The sequence below is a fragment of the Bdellovibrionales bacterium genome (assembly GCA_018266295.1).
In the GTDB taxonomy this organism is placed as follows: Bacteria; Bdellovibrionota; Bdellovibrionia; order Bdellovibrionales; family Bdellovibrionaceae; genus JACMRP01.
This window is the reverse complement of the sequence record JAFEAQ010000014.1, coordinates 96,535-112,943: the sequence shown is the minus strand read 5'-3', so window position 1 is coordinate 112,943 and position 16,409 is coordinate 96,535. Positions and strand designations below refer to the sequence as shown.

The 16,409-nt window shown below is 50.1% G+C and carries 18 protein-coding genes and 1 tRNA gene; 8 read left to right on the top strand and 11 right to left on the bottom strand.

All coding sequences use genetic code 11. The features are described 5' to 3' along the window. Positions 1 to 19: 19 nt before the first annotated feature. On the bottom strand, positions 20 to 343 hold the full coding sequence (locus JSU04_15605; GenBank protein MBS1971737.1) for a hypothetical protein: 324 nt from the start codon (positions 341 to 343) through the stop codon (positions 20 to 22). Between the two features lie 164 nt (positions 344 to 507). Between JSU04_15605 and JSU04_15600 the strand changes: the two genes are divergently transcribed. Further along, positions 508 to 2,106, top strand: a complete 1,599-nt coding sequence (locus JSU04_15600; protein ID MBS1971736.1) for an ATP-binding cassette domain-containing protein — start codon at positions 508 to 510, stop codon at positions 2,104 to 2,106. Here JSU04_15600 and JSU04_15595 read toward each other — a convergent pair whose 3' ends face one another. Both JSU04_15595 and JSU04_15590 read right to left on the bottom strand, forming a co-directional pair. Then, entirely contained in the window at positions 2,107 to 2,511 is a 405-nt protein-coding gene (locus JSU04_15595; protein MBS1971735.1) for a hypothetical protein, read from the bottom strand. It lies immediately after the preceding gene. Positions 2,512 to 2,705: 194 nt separating this feature from the next. Beyond that, on the bottom strand, positions 2,706 to 3,296 hold the full coding sequence (locus JSU04_15590; protein ID MBS1971734.1) for a transposase: 591 nt from the start codon (positions 3,294 to 3,296) through the stop codon (positions 2,706 to 2,708). A 770-nt stretch (positions 3,297 to 4,066) separates the two neighbouring features. On the opposite strand from JSU04_15590, the gene JSU04_15585 reads away from it, so the two are divergent. Next, the gene (locus JSU04_15585; GenBank protein ID MBS1971733.1) at positions 4,067 to 4,765 is read left to right on the top strand and encodes a hypothetical protein; all 699 of its coding nucleotides are present in this window, start codon (positions 4,067 to 4,069) and stop codon (positions 4,763 to 4,765) included. 95 nt (positions 4,766 to 4,860) lie between these two features. On the opposite strand, the gene JSU04_15580 is transcribed toward JSU04_15585, so the two are convergent. Continuing rightward, positions 4,861 to 5,379, bottom strand: coding sequence for a GNAT family N-acetyltransferase (locus JSU04_15580; GenBank protein ID MBS1971732.1), 519 nt, complete (start codon positions 5,377 to 5,379; stop codon positions 4,861 to 4,863). 45 nt (positions 5,380 to 5,424) lie between these two features. On the opposite strand from JSU04_15580, the gene JSU04_15575 reads away from it, so the two are divergent. Both JSU04_15575 and JSU04_15570 read left to right on the top strand, forming a co-directional pair. Continuing rightward, positions 5,425 to 5,778: a helix-turn-helix transcriptional regulator gene (locus JSU04_15575; protein ID MBS1971731.1), complete on the top strand. Its 354-nt coding sequence runs from the start codon at positions 5,425 to 5,427 to the stop codon at positions 5,776 to 5,778. Next, the gene (locus JSU04_15570; GenBank protein ID MBS1971730.1) at positions 5,775 to 6,389 is read left to right on the top strand and encodes a DTW domain-containing protein; all 615 of its coding nucleotides are present in this window, start codon (positions 5,775 to 5,777) and stop codon (positions 6,387 to 6,389) included. Before JSU04_15575 ends, JSU04_15570 begins: the two co-directional genes overlap by 4 nt. 209 nt (positions 6,390 to 6,598) lie before the next feature. On the opposite strand, the gene JSU04_15565 is transcribed toward JSU04_15570, so the two are convergent. Continuing rightward, the gene (locus JSU04_15565) at positions 6,599 to 7,060 is read right to left on the bottom strand and encodes a hypothetical protein (protein MBS1971729.1); all 462 of its coding nucleotides are present in this window, start codon (positions 7,058 to 7,060) and stop codon (positions 6,599 to 6,601) included. Between the two features lie 135 nt (positions 7,061 to 7,195). Between JSU04_15565 and JSU04_15560 the strand changes: the two genes are divergently transcribed. Continuing rightward, positions 7,196 to 7,534, top strand: a complete 339-nt coding sequence (locus JSU04_15560; protein MBS1971728.1) for an FKBP-type peptidyl-prolyl cis-trans isomerase — start codon at positions 7,196 to 7,198, stop codon at positions 7,532 to 7,534. 145 nt (positions 7,535 to 7,679) lie between these two features. Further along, the gene (locus JSU04_15555; protein MBS1971727.1) at positions 7,680 to 8,402 is read left to right on the top strand and encodes a hypothetical protein; all 723 of its coding nucleotides are present in this window, start codon (positions 7,680 to 7,682) and stop codon (positions 8,400 to 8,402) included. Positions 8,403 to 8,422: 20 nt separating this feature from the next. Here JSU04_15555 and JSU04_15550 read toward each other — a convergent pair whose 3' ends face one another. Both JSU04_15550 and JSU04_15545 read right to left on the bottom strand, forming a co-directional pair. Further along, positions 8,423 to 9,493: a hypothetical protein gene (locus JSU04_15550; GenBank protein MBS1971726.1), complete on the bottom strand. Its 1,071-nt coding sequence runs from the start codon at positions 9,491 to 9,493 to the stop codon at positions 8,423 to 8,425. A 232-nt stretch (positions 9,494 to 9,725) separates the two neighbouring features. Further along, positions 9,726 to 10,115, bottom strand: coding sequence for a hypothetical protein (locus JSU04_15545; protein ID MBS1971725.1), 390 nt, complete (start codon positions 10,113 to 10,115; stop codon positions 9,726 to 9,728). A 284-nt stretch (positions 10,116 to 10,399) separates the two neighbouring features. On the opposite strand from JSU04_15545, the gene JSU04_15540 reads away from it, so the two are divergent. Then, the gene (locus tag JSU04_15540; GenBank protein ID MBS1971724.1) at positions 10,400 to 11,677 is read left to right on the top strand and encodes a hypothetical protein; all 1,278 of its coding nucleotides are present in this window, start codon (positions 10,400 to 10,402) and stop codon (positions 11,675 to 11,677) included. A gap of 131 nt (positions 11,678 to 11,808) precedes the next feature. Here the strand turns inward: JSU04_15540 and gstA are convergent, their stop codons facing one another. Further along, positions 11,809 to 12,417 carry a glutathione transferase GstA gene (gene gstA / locus JSU04_15535; protein MBS1971723.1) on the bottom strand — a complete coding sequence of 203 codons (609 nt, stop codon included), beginning with the start codon at positions 12,415 to 12,417 and terminating at the stop codon, positions 11,809 to 11,811. Between the two features lie 207 nt (positions 12,418 to 12,624). On the opposite strand from gstA, the gene JSU04_15530 reads away from it, so the two are divergent. Further along, positions 12,625 to 13,239, top strand: a complete 615-nt coding sequence (locus tag JSU04_15530) for a hypothetical protein (GenBank protein ID MBS1971722.1) — start codon at positions 12,625 to 12,627, stop codon at positions 13,237 to 13,239. 73 nt (positions 13,240 to 13,312) lie between these two features. On the opposite strand, the gene JSU04_15525 is transcribed toward JSU04_15530, so the two are convergent. From JSU04_15525 to JSU04_15515, 3 genes are all read right to left on the bottom strand, one after another. Further along, on the bottom strand, positions 13,313 to 15,208 hold the full coding sequence (locus JSU04_15525) for a hypothetical protein (protein MBS1971721.1): 1,896 nt from the start codon (positions 15,206 to 15,208) through the stop codon (positions 13,313 to 13,315). 149 nt (positions 15,209 to 15,357) lie between these two features. Continuing rightward, positions 15,358 to 15,440 (bottom strand) — tRNA-Leu (locus JSU04_15520). Positions 15,441 to 15,981: 541 nt separating this feature from the next. Beyond that, positions 15,982 to 16,353, bottom strand: coding sequence for a hypothetical protein (locus tag JSU04_15515; GenBank protein ID MBS1971720.1), 372 nt, complete (start codon positions 16,351 to 16,353; stop codon positions 15,982 to 15,984). Between the last annotated feature and the right edge of the window lie 56 nt (positions 16,354 to 16,409).

The window sequence follows — 16,409 nt, the reverse complement described above, 5'->3', positions numbered from 1 at the left end:
CGTTTTATCTTCCAGAATGTTAGCGATATGGAGGTCTGAAGTTGTTTTTTCGAGCGGCTTTGATAGCGGCTTCTTTTTGGAATTCAGAGAGAATGCGTTCTTGTCGCTCGTAGAAAGCTTGGCCCGCGAAAAGGAAGATAAAGATCACAGAAGCGATTCCAATAGTCTGCCACGACCACTGCATGAAAGCCACATCGAGAATTTTATTCGGAAGGACTTTGTTGCCGGCGGCTGTCGCGATCGCCATAAACAATACCACTGTGACTGTGTCTACGAAGCGGTGAAAGTTATTAAAGCGCTCGCTCGCCTCTAAGAGACGGCGATATTTCCATGGTACAGGCATAGTTTCTTCCCTTGTTCTAAAAGGTTACCTCACAGGGGCCTTCTTGTTTATAAAATGTAAATGGTTCTCTCATATTGAGACGATCCCAGGACGTTTGAGGGCTTAAACTGTTGAACTTCCGGGTAAAAACGCGTAAAACGGACGCTTCCAAAGGACCCTCTCATATGATCAGTACAAACAATGTCAGTTTACGTTTTGGTGGCAAGAAACTCTTTGAAGATGTGAACGTGAAGTTCACTCCCGGGAACTGTTATGGCTTGATCGGTGCTAATGGTGCCGGCAAATCGACGTTCTTAAAAATCCTTGCAAAAGAGCTTGAGCCCAACACCGGCGAAGTGCATATGCCGGGCGATTTGCGTTTATCAGTCTTGAAGCAGGACCACTACGCCTACGAAGAGTTTGCGGTGCTAAAGACCGTTCTGATGGGCAATGAGCGCCTCTACAAAGTGATGGAAGAAAAAGACGCTATTTATGCCAAGCCCGAGTTTTCTGAAGAAGACGGCATTCGCGCGTCGGAGCTTGAAACAGAGTTCGCAGAGCTGAACGGCTGGGAGGCCGAATCCGAAGCAGCCGTGATGCTGGCGGGCCTCGGTATTGGCGATGATCTTCATACGAAATTGATGAAAGAGCTCAACGGCGGCGAAAAGGTGAAAGTCCTTTTGGCCCAGGCTCTTTTTGGCAAGCCGGATATTTTGTTGCTGGATGAGCCAACGAATCACTTGGATATTTATGCGATCCAGTGGCTTGAACAGTTTTTGATGAATTTTGAAAACACCGTGATTGTGATCTCGCATGACCGTCACTTTTTGAACAAAGTCTGCACGCACATGGCGGATATCGATTTTGGCAAAGTGACAACTTATACGGGGAATTACGATTTCTGGCGCCAGGCGAGCGAGTTGAATCAGCGCTTGTTGGCCGATCAAAACAAGAAGTCCGAAGATAAGGCGGAGGAACTCAAGGCCTTTATCGCGCGCTTTAGTGCGAATGCTTCGAAGTCGTCTCAGGCCTCTTCACGTAAAAAATTATTGGATAAGCTTGTATTCAATGAGTTGCCGGCGTCTTCACGTAAGCAGCCATTTATCGGATTTACTGTGAACCGTGAGCTTGGCAATGACGTTTTGACGGTGGATAAGATCACAAAGACTTGGGAAGGCCAAACGCTTCTAAAGGACATTAGCTTCACTCTAAAAAAGGGTGATAAGGTGGCTTTGATTGGCCGTAATGACTTGGCAAAGACCCTGTTGCTGGAAATCCTTGCGGGTGAGATGGCGGCGGATTCAGGAACCTATACGTGGGGGATTACGACCTCTGTGAGTTATTTCCCGACGGACAACTCTCGCTACTTCAAGGGCGACGAAGAAACTCTGGTGGATTGGCTCCGTCCTTACTCGAAAGAAAAGGATGAGACGTTCTTACGCGGGTTCTTGGGTAAGATGCTCTTTAGCGGAACGGACGCTTTGAAAAAGCCGTCGGTTCTTTCCGGGGGCGAGAAGGTGCGTTGTATGTTTGCGAAGATGATGTTGTCAGGCGCAAATATTTTGATCTTTGACGGTCCGACGTCGCATTTAGATTTGGAGAGCATCACGGCGGTGAACGAAGGTTTGAGCCGTTTTAAGGGAACTGTGATTTTCACTTCTCATGACCACGAACTGATCCAGACCGTGGCCAATCGAATTATCGAGATCGATACCAAGGTGACGTACGACAATCATATTACATATGACGAGTACCTCGCCTCGGTGAAGACCTTGCCTCAGTAATTAGTTTTTAGTGCAAGACATTTCATAGGAAGCAAAAGTGGTGTCGCTTTCTTCCTGTGAAATACGAATTGCCGCCGGGAAGGTTCCGTTAGTTTGCTTGAGATCGGCGCGACGGAAGCTGACTTCAAATACACGTTGTTCTTCGTTTTCATTAGAACGCAAAATCATATAGTCTTTATTGGAAACCTCTGGGTCGACGTTCATCAGCGAGCGCTCGCCAACGCTGGGCATATAATCACCAGTAGGGCCGGTCTTAACGACACGGAGGCTGAACTGATTGGCATTGTAAGGTACAAGCTGAATCGTGAGCTCCGAGAACCCAGCATGGGTGCAAGTGATGGTCGGTGCTGCGGAAGCAAGAGAAGCGGTGAGTGAGAGGGCGGCTGCGAAGAAAAGCTTTTTCATAGAGAGATCCTTTCATGGAAAGTGGCGAGTATATACCGAGAGGGCGGCCTTTCCAAATTTCGGTGGGATCCTACACAATACAACCTGCAAAAGATACCTGCTTGGCAACGAAGTTTTCAGGAACCCCGAGCACGCCAGTACACACCCATCGTTTTAGAACCCCCAAAAACACATCTACGCCGGACCCTCATGGACTACGCAGAGGAAACAGGAAGGGGACCCGCCCGCAGTCTGAAGACCCATTCATTGAATTTCTGGAGATACTCCTCGCGGGCGTTCTGGCCTTTGGTGGCTTGAAGGCGGTTTGCTTTGAAGTAGCCACGGAGCTGGAGTTCTTCGAGTTTCGTCTGAATTACGCGGGTGAAGGCGAGACCTTGCCAGAACTTACCGGCAGCATGTCCACGTCGTGCATTGGTGATTTTTCGTGCGATGAGTGCTGTTACGGATCTTAGGAAGTTTTGAAAGCCTTCGCGGTATTTGAATTTAAGCTTGATGTGAAGGTGATTCCCGACGTTCACAATCTCAGCGATCTGTACGCCCCATTTTTTTGATTTGGATTTGAGGATTTCGCGGATGATTTGTTGATTCTTTGGAGTGAGGAAGCTCCATGGGCCTTTTGCTTTAGAAGATTTTAGTGTGAGGTGAATCCATTTCTTTTCTGAAAGTGGTCGATATTCTTTTCTTCTTCCTTTTGAATCAGCTCCCCCATGAGTGGTTCTTCCGTACTTACGTTTTGTAGCACCAGAGTCATGATAATCAAAAAGTGGAGAAGAAGAGTTTTTCATTCACGGGCAATATAATAATTTGTTGATATAAGGTCAATGGATTTAGTGCTAAGTAAATGATTTATAAGAAGATTTAAGATTTCTACCTCGCTCTATTCTCTCTATTCTTTCTATTTTCTATGTCTTTCTTCTCTCTACGTAATTATTTGAATTCATCAGCTCCTTAAGAGGCATGTTGAGAGTTTCAGTTTTTCCGTGATGTGCGATGAGACTTACGTGTTCGCCCAGTCGCTTACTTCGCGTGGGCCATCCGTCCGTGAGAACGGGGCTGTCCGACCATCGTGGTCGGCCAGGCGAGGTATGTGGGGGCGATTTAGATATTTTGGGAGGGGAGAGAATCAGGTTATTGAAAAGGTACCAGGTCGCTTTTCCGGATCAGATCTTGTTGGTTTGATGTGAGGTTGGTTTTGGATTCATTTCTTGCGCCTGCCTAGGTGTCGTACTTTGTGTTGGCAAATTTGTAGGGGTTCTCGGCGGAGTTGGTATGAAGGGCGGAGGCATGGTTCATTGGGGGGAGAGGTCCTGAATGAGAGCGTGGGGCTTAGGGGAGGGAATGTTTGATAAAATGTTTGCTTCGATGACATGTTGTTAATTCAGTCAGTTGAAAAAAGGCTCTGCGTTTTTCGGGACTTAACTCGGAATTCTCAGGGTGGGACGACAGATTGTTTTAAATTCCCAAATAAACCGCTTTGGAAATGCCTGGAATTTCCGCACCTTAACCATTTTGAGATGGCACGGCCATTGAATACTACATCGGGTGCGAGGTTGTTATGAAATATATTATGTGTGTTCTATTGATCAGTTTGTGGGCGCCGATCAGCATGGCACAAAGCGAATCCGACTTGCAGGTCGATAATGAGTTCGCCGTCGTAGATGTCGACGGAGCTCAGGCCGAAGCGCAAGAGGCTCGTGAGTTTGCACGGCAAGAAAAACAACATAAAGCGGAAATGAAAGCTGATGCCCTCCGCTCTATGAAAGAGGCAAATGCTCTTGAGGCGAAAGCTGCAAAACAAGCGACGAAGCTTCGTCAAGAAGCAGAGCAGGCTCAAGTAGAAGCTAAGAAGTTCAAACGTCAGTTAATGGACGCGACTTTGAAGAAAGCTTATGCTGAAAAGAAAATTGCTGCTAACGAAAAGAAAATCGCGGAAACTAAAAAACGCCGTGAAGATCTTCGTAAGCAAAAAGTAGATGCTGAGAAGAAAGCTCGTGTGCTGGTAGAAAAACAAAAATCCAGTGACAGAGCTCTCAAACAAGCCAATGCGGCAACTCAGGCGGCGGCAACAGAAGCTCGTATCGCGAAAGCGAAATTGAAAACTTCCGAGCGGAACTATGCCCAGGCGCAGAGAATTCATGCTCGTAAGATGAAGATCGCTCGCTTGCAACAAGAGAAATATAAAACAGAAACTAAAAAATCCAAACTTGCTCAGAGAAAGTTGGACCGTGGTATCGCGGCTCTTTCAGAAGAGTAAGACCTCTAGGATAAGCACCAACCAAGACAGGAACCCGAAGGACATAATCCTTCGGGTTTTTTATTAGCGCCCATCAGGATAATCAATTTTCCAGACTATTTCAGTTTCAGAACCATTTCGATATTGCAACGCTCGTAATCGGGGTGAGGGCCAAGATGCACGGTCTCAAACCCGTGCTTATGGTAAAGTGTGATCGCAGGCTCGAGCACCGTATTAGAGAGCAACGTGATGGTCACAGCGCCCTTCGCTTTGGTCCAGCCTATTGCCGCCTGCATGACGATGTCGCCGTAACCTTTGCCGCGCGCGGACGGCGCGACAGCCATCTTTGCAAGCTCGTAGCTATCTTCTCCATGGGGAACCATCGCGCACGTACCGACGACCTCTTCGTTTGCCAAAAGAAAGAAAATCTCGCCGCCCTGGTTGAGGATATTATCAGAGGGGTTTTCCAGCTGAGCAAGATCCATCGGCTCCAGCACAAAATACTTTTGAATCCACTCCCGGTTGAGTTCCACAAAGGCTGGCAGGTATTTCGGGTCGAAAGTCACGATTTTTAGATTTTCCATATTCTTTGTCGTAGCATCTTCCGAGGTTGTCGTGTAGATCCTTGTTTGCATACTAGTATGCTTTTTAGTACTAGTATCGCATCCTCGGGGGCTTTGATGAAAATGAAATACAACTGTCCGGCAGAAATGACGATGACTTTGCTCGGTGGCAAGTGGAAGGTCGTTTTACTTTATAATCTACGCCGTGGCCCAAAACGTTTTGGCGAGCTGAAACGCCTTTCTCCGGGGATTACGCCCAGCACTCTCACTCAGCAGCTCCGCGAAATGGAAGAGATGCAGTTCGTCTCCCGCAGCAATGTCGGTAAAGAAAAGCTCGAGGGTGTTGAGTATGCGCTCACCGAAAAGGGTGAATCGCTCAAGCCGGTTCTAAAAGCGCTCATCCGTTGGGGCCTTGACAACCAAAAAGAATATGCGGCGGGCGAGTTCCGCATGATCGAGGCGCGCCTATGAGTCAAGGTCTCCGTACCGGGCGCAAGACCAAAGAGCCTTGCGCTGTCTGCTTTATGCATCCTGAACGTTGTATTTGTGAATTTATTCCGAAGCTGAATCTCAAGACGCGGCTTTGTCTAGTCGTTCATTACCGCGAGCTTCGCCGCACGACGAACACCGGCAGCCTCGCAGTGAAGGCGCTCATTAACAGTGAAATGCGGGTGCGTGGCGAGGACCGGGCAGGAATGGATCTCAGTGCTGTTTTGAACGACGAATACAGAACAGTGCTATTTTATCCTTCGGAGGATGCCCAGGATTTGACTGCAGAATTTGTGGCCGCGGACCCACGGCCGATTCAGATGATCGTACCAGATGGCAATTGGCGCCAGGCTAGTAAAGTTCACTACCGCCATAAAGAGCTGAAAGATGTACCAAGAGTGATGATTAAGGCCGCAAACACGGCGAAGTACCATTTGCGGGCAGAGCATATGGAGGAGGGCATGGCCACTCTCCAGGCGATTGCACACGCGATGGGAGTCCTCGAAGGGCCTGAGGTGAAAGAGGAGTTACTCAAGCTTTATAACCTGAAGCTTGAAAGGACGCTCTTAGGCCGCGGGATTATCCCCGATTAGATTTTAGTCTTGTTTTTTCTCGGTTTCAGTAAGAACAGCAGAAGAGTCTGTGTTAGTGATCGAAGAGAGAATCAAAGTGACAGTAAAGATAAAGCTTTGCATACTTCCAGCCCCGGTTTGTTTTTTTAAGTGGGACTAGTTATAAATGAAATTAGGGTGATTTCTAGATGTTATTTTTCTAACGGGAAGAAATCACCCCAGCTGTCTAATTACTTAACAACGCATTTCACGTTTACGTTAGTAACACCGTTTGCAAGCGGCAGTGCCAGTTGCAAAGTCTCTAAAGAGAAAACTTGGCCAACCACTGCGTTTGCAGAAGCGAAGTTTGAGTAATCAGCTCGACGCATTTTTTGACCGTTTTGAACGTAGTCTGTGATTTGGCTCGCGTTTGAATTCACTTTCAAAGCACTGCTAGAAAGATCTTTTTCTACAGACACGCGAACTGTCGTGTTTCCAGTTGTCATGTAAACAGTTGAAGCGCAGTTTGCCAAAGAGGGCTCATCCCAATTTTCGTCGGCGAAAGCGTCAGACGCAGTCAAAGTTTGCAAGCTTTGATATTCAGCTCTGAAATCAGCTTCACAGTTCAAAGTCAGTTTTGTGTTACAAGCGTCTTGAGCAAAAGCAATGGAAGCCATTGAAAGCATCAATACAGTCATTACAGAACGGATCATATTTTACCTCGTAGGTCAGGGGTTAGGGGGTGCGCTATTTATAGGCGTTGATCCCGAGATTTACCAGTCAAGTATTGTCAGGATTGTGCCAGGAGGGGGTTGCTCCCTTTTGAAGTCCCGGGTATACCGTGGAGTATGAACGACAATGAGTTAAAAATTACAGACACTGTGGAAGGAGCCGGCAAGGCGGCGGTTAAAGGCGCTCTTTGTATTTGCAACTATGAGGGCTTTTTAGAGGACGGAACCAAGTTCGATTCGTCCTACGATCACGGCAGGCCTTTCCAGTTCGTGATTGGCGCAGGACGAGTTATCAAGGGCTGGGACCAGGGGCTCTTAGGGATGAAAGAGGGCGGGAAGCGCACCCTTTTTGTGCCGTCTCACCTTGGCTATGGCGAACGAGAAAAGGGCAAAATCAAGCCGCATTCGAATCTGATTTTTCATGTTGAGATGATTGAAGTCCGCCCTCGCGAATAAAAGGTGTTCCGTGAGAGGATGTGTCTTTGGCTAAAATGAATTTAAGCAAGAAGACTGCTCCGGATTTCGAGCAAAAAACGGCGCGCTTTCTATAAGGCGAGCCGCCGTTTAGTGGTATCATGAAGCTATGGTGTACGTTGTTCGAATGGCCTTATTTTTTTCCATGGCTTTTCTTTCTCTCGCGGCAGAAGCGCAGCTCCTCCCTTTTGCGTTTTGGAAAACCTCAGGAATCAGTTGTCCCAGCGGCGGTATTGCTTATAGTGGCAATTGCTATTATCTCGGAGCTGCGGGCGATAACTGCTACACCACGTGTGCTTCGCTCGGCGGATGTTTGCAGACGGCGACGAAGGCCGTCGCTAATGTTAAAGCCACTTGTGCTTCGGTGCTGACAAGTTTTGGAAAAAGCCCGAGCGGTTTTGCCGGCGGTACCAATTCTTATGCTTATGCCTGCTCCATTAACGGGACGACTTACACCTATGATACCGGCGCCATCACCTGTGGCGCGACGGGGAGTGGCCAGCAGCGTGTTTGCTCTTGTGGTAGCGGTGGCTCGCTGCAGGCAGGGGTGGCCACTGTTGATGGTTATAACTATCGCCTTGGTGCGGCGGCGGCGAGTTGCGATACGGTTTGTGCGTCTTACGGCGGTTGTGATCTGACGGGAACGACGAATGCGTCCTCTTCAGGAACAAAGTGCGATCAAATTCTGACAGCCCTTGATCAAGGAACCTCGGGTGGAGCAAGTGGAAGCACCGCCGTTGGGTGCGGTTATCAGAGTACTGGAAGTTATCGTTATCTTGGGGCACTCACCACAACCTGTGCGGCGACTCTTGCCGGGACACAGCGTGTTTGCGCCTGTGCAAATCCATAGTCATAGAAGTAAGCATAAAACTATCTTGGATAATATTTAATAACGATAACACCGGCGGCGCCGCTGCCACCGGCTGCATTGACGGTGCCACTGATGCCTGTGCCACCGCCGCCTCCTCCGCCCCCTCCGTAGAGGCCGCCGTTAGAGCCGACTCCGTTGACAGCGCCACCGCCACCTCCGCCGCCGCCACCACCACCGCTGCCGACAGTGGAAGTGATGTCGATACCATTTCCACCGACACCGCCGAGATAGCCGTTCGTTCCCCAGACGGAATAAGCGCCTCCGCCACCGCCGCCATTTGTTCCTGCGCCGCCTGGGCGAGTTGTCGAGTTTCCGGCGGTTCCACCGCCGGTGCCTCCGGCATTGTTGCCACCAACAGCCCCGTTGTCGACGTTGGAGTTGCCGCCGGCGGTGCCGCCGCCATTACCGCCCCCTGCGCCAGAGCCTTCGCCGGTTGGGTTGCCCGTACCGCCGGAGGCGCCATTGCCGAGGGGACCTCCGGCTCCGCCCCCTCCGCTGCCGGCATCGTTGTAAGTACTGCCGCTGTGAAACGCATTCCCGCCAGGGCCCCCGGAAAATTTCGTCGTGCCGACGCTACTTGCAGAGGCGCCACCGGCACCGCCACCCGTAGATCCATCAGCGATCAGTGTTGTACCGGCCGAGCCGCCTTTTGCCATCACTGTGGCGGAAGATGAAAACCAGGTATCGCCGCCGGCCGTGCCGGGGTTCACGGCGACGCTGTAGGTACCAATGCCTCCATTGCCGCCGGTGCCGATCGTGTAAGACACGCTTGCGCCAGGGGTGAGTGTAAGATTTGAGATTTTTGCATAGGCGCCGCCTCCTCCTCCGCCACCACCACCGTAGGCGTTGGAGCCCCCTCCGCCGCCGCCGCCACCGATACACTCGATTGTGTTGTTGGTGCTACGCCAATCGTTCGGCACGGTCCAAGAGGAACCAGACGTCAGAACAACGACTTTGAGTTGTCCTTTCCAGAAACCAATCGGCATTGTTTGCGCATAGATGGGTGAAGAAAAGTTGAGAGTGAGTGCTGCAAAGATGAAAAAATACTGAAGCAGATACTTAGTTGGCATAGATCCCCTCGCAGAAGAAGGCTAACAAGCTCTACGAGAGGTGCGAAGACCTGATCTTGTCCTCTAAAACGAGCACGCGTTTTTTTCGCTCCAGCAAGAACCTTGAAGAGAAGATCGAGCTTATTTTTTTCTTGCGTGAGATGAGACATGCGCCGGAATGATCCGTGGACAGCGGATTGCTCCCAGAAAAATCAATCGGACGCAGGCCTGCCCTCAGTACCAAATGCGGAATCTATTTTGTCTCGCAAGTCAGCTGTGCGGTGTGAATAGAATATTCCCAGCCGGAATCGTTTTCTTCATAGTTCAACGACCCCGCATTGCCGAATAGTTCAAGCTGTGAGTAATACTCTCCACGGCTGCCAGTGCTGTCTTGTAAGGACAGTCCATTGACTTTTGGTGAGCGAGTTGTGAGGTCGCTGCTCCAGGAATTTTTATAGAGAACCTCACCGTCTTGGGATTCTATAATTGAAATCTTGACGGCCCCATCAGGGCGAGTGGTGTGTCTAAAGCTAATATCGGTGCCGTTGTCGCTGAGTCCTCTGCAAGTGATACTTGCTGCGAAGCTTGCAGATACTGAGAGGCTAAGGGCTGCCGTTAAGGCCAGTTTAAGCATTGAATTCATAGGAAACTCCTTTAATATGCAGCCGGAGTTTGCAAGGGCGAGGCCAAGTCCCTCTGCGAGCGTATTGATCATCGCCGCAAATGATGCGTCCATAAAGTGATCATTTTCGGATTTAAAAGGAACTATTTTCTATCTGGAAAAAGCGGGAACATAGAGAGAATTATTCTTCGGCTCTGACCCTTGGGGAGGAGCGTTCAGTCCAGAATATACGTCTCCAACAGTCAAACTCTTTTCCTCACTTCAAAGGTCCGGCAAAATAAAGCTAAGTATTTGAAGTGGGGCTTATGCAAAAAATGGTGGTCGTTTTACTTTCTTTGGTTCCGGCTTTCGCGGCCGCAAGCAATTCATCTTGTGAGAATGCAAAAGAAGATTTGCGAAAGCTCAATATTGAAATTTTCGGTGATAAGACGGAATTAACGGATAAAAGTTCGCAGATCCGAATGGCCCAGGCACTCGTAAGCCGTTGCAAAATCGATCTGCGCTCTCTTGGCATTTCTGATACGATGTATGATCAGGCGCTTGAAAAATCACGCCGCGATGAAATCACCCGCCAAAGATTTATTTTAAATTTGTACTCTCAAAGCGGCAAAGTGGATGCGAGACTTGAAGCTTTTAAAAAGTACATGGCAGAGGGCACGGATCTGACTCCGCAAGAGACTGCAAAATTTATTAAAAAAGTTCAAAAGCAATCGGCTCAGTCCTATGCAGAAGAGTCCAAGACTTGTTTCAATGTGGATCTTCGTGACAAGACCGGACCTATCCATAATCAAGGGCAGGATGGCTGGTGTTACGCTTTCACAGTTGCCAATATGGTTTCAGCCCGGATTGGGACCGAGGTGTCTGCGGCCGGTGTCGCTTTTGCTTATGGTGATAATGAATTTTACGATGTTCTTCGTGCGGTGGGGGTGACTCAGGATTTAATTACGAATATTGGTTTTACAACGCTGGCATTTAAAGCGGCAAAGGCCAAAGGTTTTTGCCTTGAGAAAGATTTGCCGAGTGAAGGCTTTAAAGGAATTACCACGAATGTTCCGCTCGCAGCACTAGATCGTCTTGGCAAAAAGGCGCTTAGGAGCGAAATCTCGCGCGAAGAGTTTATCAAAAAATCCCGCGCACTTTTTCCGAATCTGACAAAAGAGCAATTCATTGAAACTCTCAAAAAAGCCAATCGAGCGACATACTTCAATTCTTTAGTGAATCAAAACTGCGCCAACCGCATCCGGACCGACGAGCTTGAGATGGGTCTCTTTACGAAGTTCGATGCAAAAAAATTCGGTCAGCAAATCGACGGAGAGCTTTCGAAGAAAAATCCAGTCGAGATCGGCTACAATGCTGATTTTTATGTAAACCCCTACAAGGCAACGGGGACTGTGTATCACTCAAGCCTTCTCGTGGGTCGTCGTTTAAACCCAAAATCGGGCCAGTGTGAGTACTTGCTTAAAAACTCCTACGGCAAAGACTGGCGTCCTGAGACTTCGGAATTTGAAGCGGCCGATGGCTATGCTTGGATTCCTAAGTCCCGCATCATCGAAGCCACACGCGATGCAAGCTACATTAAGTAGTGATTCTTAATTCTAGAAACTAGGTCTCAGAATTGAGAAAATGCATCAAAACATTGGGTCTATAAAATCAAAATAAAAAAAGCCCGAGGTTCATCACCCCGGGCTTTTTGCATTTAGAAGTATCTAAAAAACTAAAGCTTAATGCCTTCCGCAGCAACAGCTTCTTTCACCGTCGGACGTTCAGCGATTTTCGTCATAAACTTTTGAATCGCTGTGTGGTTTGCCATATCGACACCCACGATGCCAGTCCAGCGAAGAACGTTGTAAGCATAAGCATCTGCCACAGAGAAGTTTGTGCCGAGGATGAACGCGTTGTTTTGCAGGTGTTGATCTAGCACAGCCAAACGCAATTGCACTTTTGATTTGATTTGGTTCTTAGTGTCTTCGTTCATGACGGCCGCGCCAAATAATGACCCCAAACCTTTATGAATTTCTGTCGCGATGAAATTCAACCACTCCATAGCTTTGTAGCGTTCCATCGTACCAAACTTTGGTAAAAGATTTTTCTCAGGAACTTGGTCTGCGATCCATTGCAAGATCACGGCACCTTCTGTCATCAAGTGACCGTTTGGTAATTGCAGGGCCGGGATGTACCCCTTTGGATTTACCTTTTTGTAGTCGCCGCCAGCATATTCTTTGGCTTTAAGATCAACTTTAACAAGTTCAAAGTTCATACCTGCTTCACGAAGAGCAATTTGCGAAGCCAAAGCACAAGCGCCCGGAGAGTAATAGAGATTCATTCATTTATTCCTTTGTGAGTGTTGAAAGACTCTTAATTTGTATCAATAACTGATACAGACGTAAAGATCTGACGCTCCTGGTTTAAGGGGGTGGGGAGGGGCTTGTTAGGTATTTCAGCAAAAAGAGGTCGAGGTTTGACTTAAATTCTCAGACTTTCGCAGGCTTTGGGATAAAGTCTCTGCATTATTACGGACGGAGAAAAGAATATGAAAAGCCTCGTAGTTTTTTGCACCTTTTTGACTCTGACAAGGGGGGCTTTTGCCGCCGAGACGCCGCTTCAACTGAGCTCAAAAATATCGACAATTCATGGAGTTGTCGAGGGAGGCGCTAAAGTCGATACTCTTGCGTTCTATGTGCCCGCCGGAAAGTTGGACCCGAGCAAGAGTCTTGCAAACTGCACATTTCCTGAAGATAAATACAGCCCCAACGAAGCGGGGAAATTCATGAAGATCACGGTCGCTCAAAGCACAGGTGAGTACAGTATTGCGCTGCCGATGGCGGGGATCCGCGGCAAGTGTGAGTATGTTCTTGATACAGCATATGTGAATTTTGACAACGGCAAGGTCTACGAAAGCCTCTCGATCCTGACAAAAGCAAAAGTAGACCACGATAACAAAGATCTGATCTCTGCGGGCCTAGCGCCCATGGATGTTCCATCGCTGAGCAGTCTGCAAAAGCTTTTCTGCGAATTCAACACGCCTGACTCCGTCGGCCTCTGCCAAACCACCGACGGCTTTTTGCCAGAAATAAACTACGAAATGACTAACGAACCTGCCGGCTATGTTTTGGATGTTGAGCAATTGAAAAGTGAATCTTTCTAAGGATCGCTAGTTCAGCCCTTCACGCCGACAATGAGACTCGCATTGTAACCCGTGGCATAGCGACTTTCTGAGCTTAGTAGATGATAATAATCACACCGTTACCTCCGGTGCCTCCCGCGGCCGGGCTCGAGCTCTGTCCGGCGCCGCCGCCTCCGCCGCCCCCAAAAAGTCCGCCGTTGCCGCCGACGCCGTTGACGGTGGAACCGCTGCTTCCGCCGCCACCACCACCGCCGCCGCTCCCGAAGAGCGCCGTGAGGTCGATGCCGTCACCACCATTGCCACCGCTGTAACCCGTGCCGCCCCAGAGGCCGTAGCCTCCGCCGCCGCCCCCACCATTGGTGCCATTGCCGCCAGTTTTTATGCCGGCGGAAGTTCCGCCAAGGCCGCGGCCTGTGTTGTATTTGTTGTTGCCGCCGTTACCGCCATTGTCCGAAGGAGCATTATTCGCAGTGTAACCACCGCCGCTGCCTCCGCCGCCGCCGCCACCTTGGCTGGTAGCATTGGCATCGCCACCTGGAGCGCCGACGCCGCCAGGGCCACCGGCTCCGCCACCACCACCACCGCCGTCCATCGAGCCGGACGTCGCTGTTCCGCCGGCGCCGCCGGTGTTGGTCAGATTACCGATGTTTCCTGTTGGTGCAGCACCACCGCTGGTGGTCGTGCCTTTCGGTCCACCCTTGGCAAGGAGGGTGGATGTCGAGCTAAACCATGTGTCGCCGCCATTGGTGTTGGCGCCACCGCCGCTGCCAATGCTGTAGTTCACAGTATTGCCAGGAGTGAGTGATAAATTTGTCACATAGGCATAGGCGCCACCTGCGCCGCCGCCACCGCCGCCGCTGGCGTTTCCAGTGGCTCCGCCGCCGCCGCCACCGATCGCGATGATCATGTTGCTGGAGCTGTTCCAACCTGCGGGCACGGTCCACTGAGTTCCTGAAGTGAGGACGACAATTGTTGTAATCGGCGTGTAGGTGATAACGATCACACCGGCTCCGCCAGCGCCCGCAGCTGCAGCGCTACCGCCGTTATAGGCTCCGGCACCTCCGCCGCCTCCGCCGTAAAGGCCGCCATTGCCGCCGCCACCAGCGACATTGCCGGGGCCGAATGAAGCTCCGCCGCCTCCACCACCACCACCGCTTCCGACCGTGGCTGAGAGGTCATTACCAGCACCACCGGCACCACCAGCGAAGGTGGATCCGGAATTGACTCCGTAGCCACCGCCGCCGCCACCACCATTGGTTCCGGGAGAGCCTGCCGCCGTGGTGACACTTCCAGCACCACCGCCAGTGCCTGCGGAGTTGCCACCGCCATTACCACCGTTATTGCTGCCTCCAGTATTACCGGCAGACCCGCCGCCATTGCCTCCGCCGCCTCCGCCGCCATAGCCGCCAAAGGTGAGTCCTGACCCGCCGGCGCCACCGGTACCGTTAGGTCCCGCAGCACCACCACCGCCGGATCCGCCAAAGGCACCGCCGCCAGGAGTAACCCCGGCACCACCCGCGTATTTAATGGTGCCCGTTGAGGCCGCCGTCGTTCCGCCCGCACCACCAGAGTTATTGGCACCTTTCGTGCCGCCTGCAGCGACGCAAGTCGAAGTGTTGAAGGAGGTAGCTCCGCCGTTGGCTCCCGCGGCACCACCGGCACCAATGGCGTAAGAGATGATTGAGGCGCGCGAAAGAGTGACATTGGTAACGGCTGCATAGGCGCCGCCGCCGCCTCCGCCCCCGGCATAAAAGCCACCGGCGCCACCGCCGCCTCCGCCACCAATACATTCGATTTTATTGTTTGAGTTGTTCCAGTCCGCCGGGACAATCCAGCTTGTTCCCGAAGTGAGCACGATGGTCACGGTATTGCCGACCACTTGGTACTTCCAAAAGCCAAAAGGAATCATCTGTGCCTGACTCACGGGAGCCAAGATAAAGGCAAAAAGGGCTAAGGCGCCCATCAATTGACGTACCGACTTGAGACTCATAAATATATTCCAAAGTTTGTTGGGAACATTCTGTTGTTTATATTGTCGGCTTAAAGTTGTGGAAAATAAACCAATTCCCAATCTGATTCAGTGGGTATTCTTCGGAATGTTCTATTTTGAGCTTTTTGAGAGAATGATTTTAATTTGAATGGTGCGCGGGGAGGGACTTGAACCCTCACGCTTGCGCATACGCCCCTCAAACGTACGTGTCTACCAATTCCACCACCCGCGCGCGCACTAAATAAAATCTTTGAGAATCGAGGGACTCTCTTTAAACCATAAACGGCCAGGAGGAGTCAATCGTCAAAACCTGATAAGTTTCAGGACCCTGGTCGGTATTTTGGAAGTTTGGACCAGGCCTTCAAGATTTTTGCTTAAAAAAAGAGCGGATTCATTAACCTAGAAAAGGCGTTTTGCAGTCACAAAGACAGAGGGGCACGGAAGCTCCTCAAGACGGAACAAGGGGGAGCTAGGATGGCAAAAACCCTCACCGTCAACATGGGCCCTGACTCACGGAGGAATCGATGAGTGAAGGACAAATGATCTTATTATTTTGTGTGGTGTACTCAGGGGCCTTGAGCGTCGCAATCTGGGCAAATTTAGTAGCCCGGCAACGGATGCAGGCGCATCTGGTGAGTCCTGAGCAGGAAGCTCCGGGACGACAACGAAGTGCTTAGTCTTTAAATTTTATTTTTACGGCTTTCTCTGGGTTTGGTGGTTCCCCAAAGAAAGTCATGCGGGGCTTATGCCCCGCATTTTTTTTGTTCTGAAAATTATTTTGCTGAAGGTTGTTTTACAAAAAAGCCGCTTTCTGGTTCAGTGGCTCCGGTTGTGAGGTTCACCATCAAAGGCGGAAAAGATAAGATGCCCGCATCTGAGTTGATCTGCGCCAAAGTAGCATTGCAGAGTTGAAGCTTTTGACGAGCATTTGCCACAAAGTCAGCGTCTTGAGTGTTTCCGTCCATTCTAAAAAGCGTGAGCGCATTGCCGAGGTTGTCTTGCATAATGTAGAAAGTAAGCTTTCCTTGATCAACGAAAGTCCTACAAACTAAGTTTTTAGAGGACACTCGAGCCCAAGTACTTGGAGCCTGAGCTTGAGCTTGACCAACCAACGCCGCGATAAGACCAAAAATAAAATATTTCATTGAAGTTCTCCTTGTGATGTCTTTAAGGAGGAGCATGAAACGTACCAATGCCTATT

What these genes read in the sequence shown, in the direction of transcription:
- JSU04_15605 (MBS1971737.1), bottom strand. Translation starts at nt 343, where the DNA reads ATGCCTGTACCATGGAAATATCGCCGTCTCTTAGAGGCGAGCGAGCGC.
- JSU04_15600 (MBS1971736.1), top strand. Translation starts at nt 508, where the DNA reads ATGATCAGTACAAACAATGTCAGTTTACGTTTTGGTGGCAAGAAACTC.
- JSU04_15595 (MBS1971735.1), bottom strand. Translation starts at nt 2,511, where the DNA reads ATGAAAAAGCTTTTCTTCGCAGCCGCCCTCTCACTCACCGCTTCTCTT.
- JSU04_15590 (MBS1971734.1), bottom strand. Translation starts at nt 3,296, where the DNA reads ATGAAAAACTCTTCTTCTCCACTTTTTGATTATCATGACTCTGGTGCT.
- JSU04_15585 (MBS1971733.1), top strand. Translation starts at nt 4,067, where the DNA reads ATGAAATATATTATGTGTGTTCTATTGATCAGTTTGTGGGCGCCGATC.
- JSU04_15580 (MBS1971732.1), bottom strand. Translation starts at nt 5,379, where the DNA reads ATGCAAACAAGGATCTACACGACAACCTCGGAAGATGCTACGACAAAG.
- JSU04_15575 (MBS1971731.1), top strand. Translation starts at nt 5,425, where the DNA reads ATGAAAATGAAATACAACTGTCCGGCAGAAATGACGATGACTTTGCTC.
- JSU04_15570 (MBS1971730.1), top strand. Translation starts at nt 5,775, where the DNA reads ATGAGTCAAGGTCTCCGTACCGGGCGCAAGACCAAAGAGCCTTGCGCT.
- JSU04_15565 (MBS1971729.1), bottom strand. Translation starts at nt 7,060, where the DNA reads ATGATCCGTTCTGTAATGACTGTATTGATGCTTTCAATGGCTTCCATT.
- JSU04_15560 (MBS1971728.1), top strand. Translation starts at nt 7,196, where the DNA reads ATGAACGACAATGAGTTAAAAATTACAGACACTGTGGAAGGAGCCGGC.
- JSU04_15555 (MBS1971727.1), top strand. Translation starts at nt 7,680, where the DNA reads ATGGCCTTATTTTTTTCCATGGCTTTTCTTTCTCTCGCGGCAGAAGCG.
- JSU04_15550 (MBS1971726.1), bottom strand. Translation starts at nt 9,493, where the DNA reads ATGCCAACTAAGTATCTGCTTCAGTATTTTTTCATCTTTGCAGCACTC.
- JSU04_15545 (MBS1971725.1), bottom strand. Translation starts at nt 10,115, where the DNA reads ATGAATTCAATGCTTAAACTGGCCTTAACGGCAGCCCTTAGCCTCTCA.
- JSU04_15540 (MBS1971724.1), top strand. Translation starts at nt 10,400, where the DNA reads ATGCAAAAAATGGTGGTCGTTTTACTTTCTTTGGTTCCGGCTTTCGCG.
- gstA (MBS1971723.1), bottom strand. Translation starts at nt 12,417, where the DNA reads ATGAATCTCTATTACTCTCCGGGCGCTTGTGCTTTGGCTTCGCAAATT.
- JSU04_15530 (MBS1971722.1), top strand. Translation starts at nt 12,625, where the DNA reads ATGAAAAGCCTCGTAGTTTTTTGCACCTTTTTGACTCTGACAAGGGGG.
- JSU04_15525 (MBS1971721.1), bottom strand. Translation starts at nt 15,208, where the DNA reads ATGAGTCTCAAGTCGGTACGTCAATTGATGGGCGCCTTAGCCCTTTTT.
- JSU04_15515 (MBS1971720.1), bottom strand. Translation starts at nt 16,353, where the DNA reads ATGAAATATTTTATTTTTGGTCTTATCGCGGCGTTGGTTGGTCAAGCT.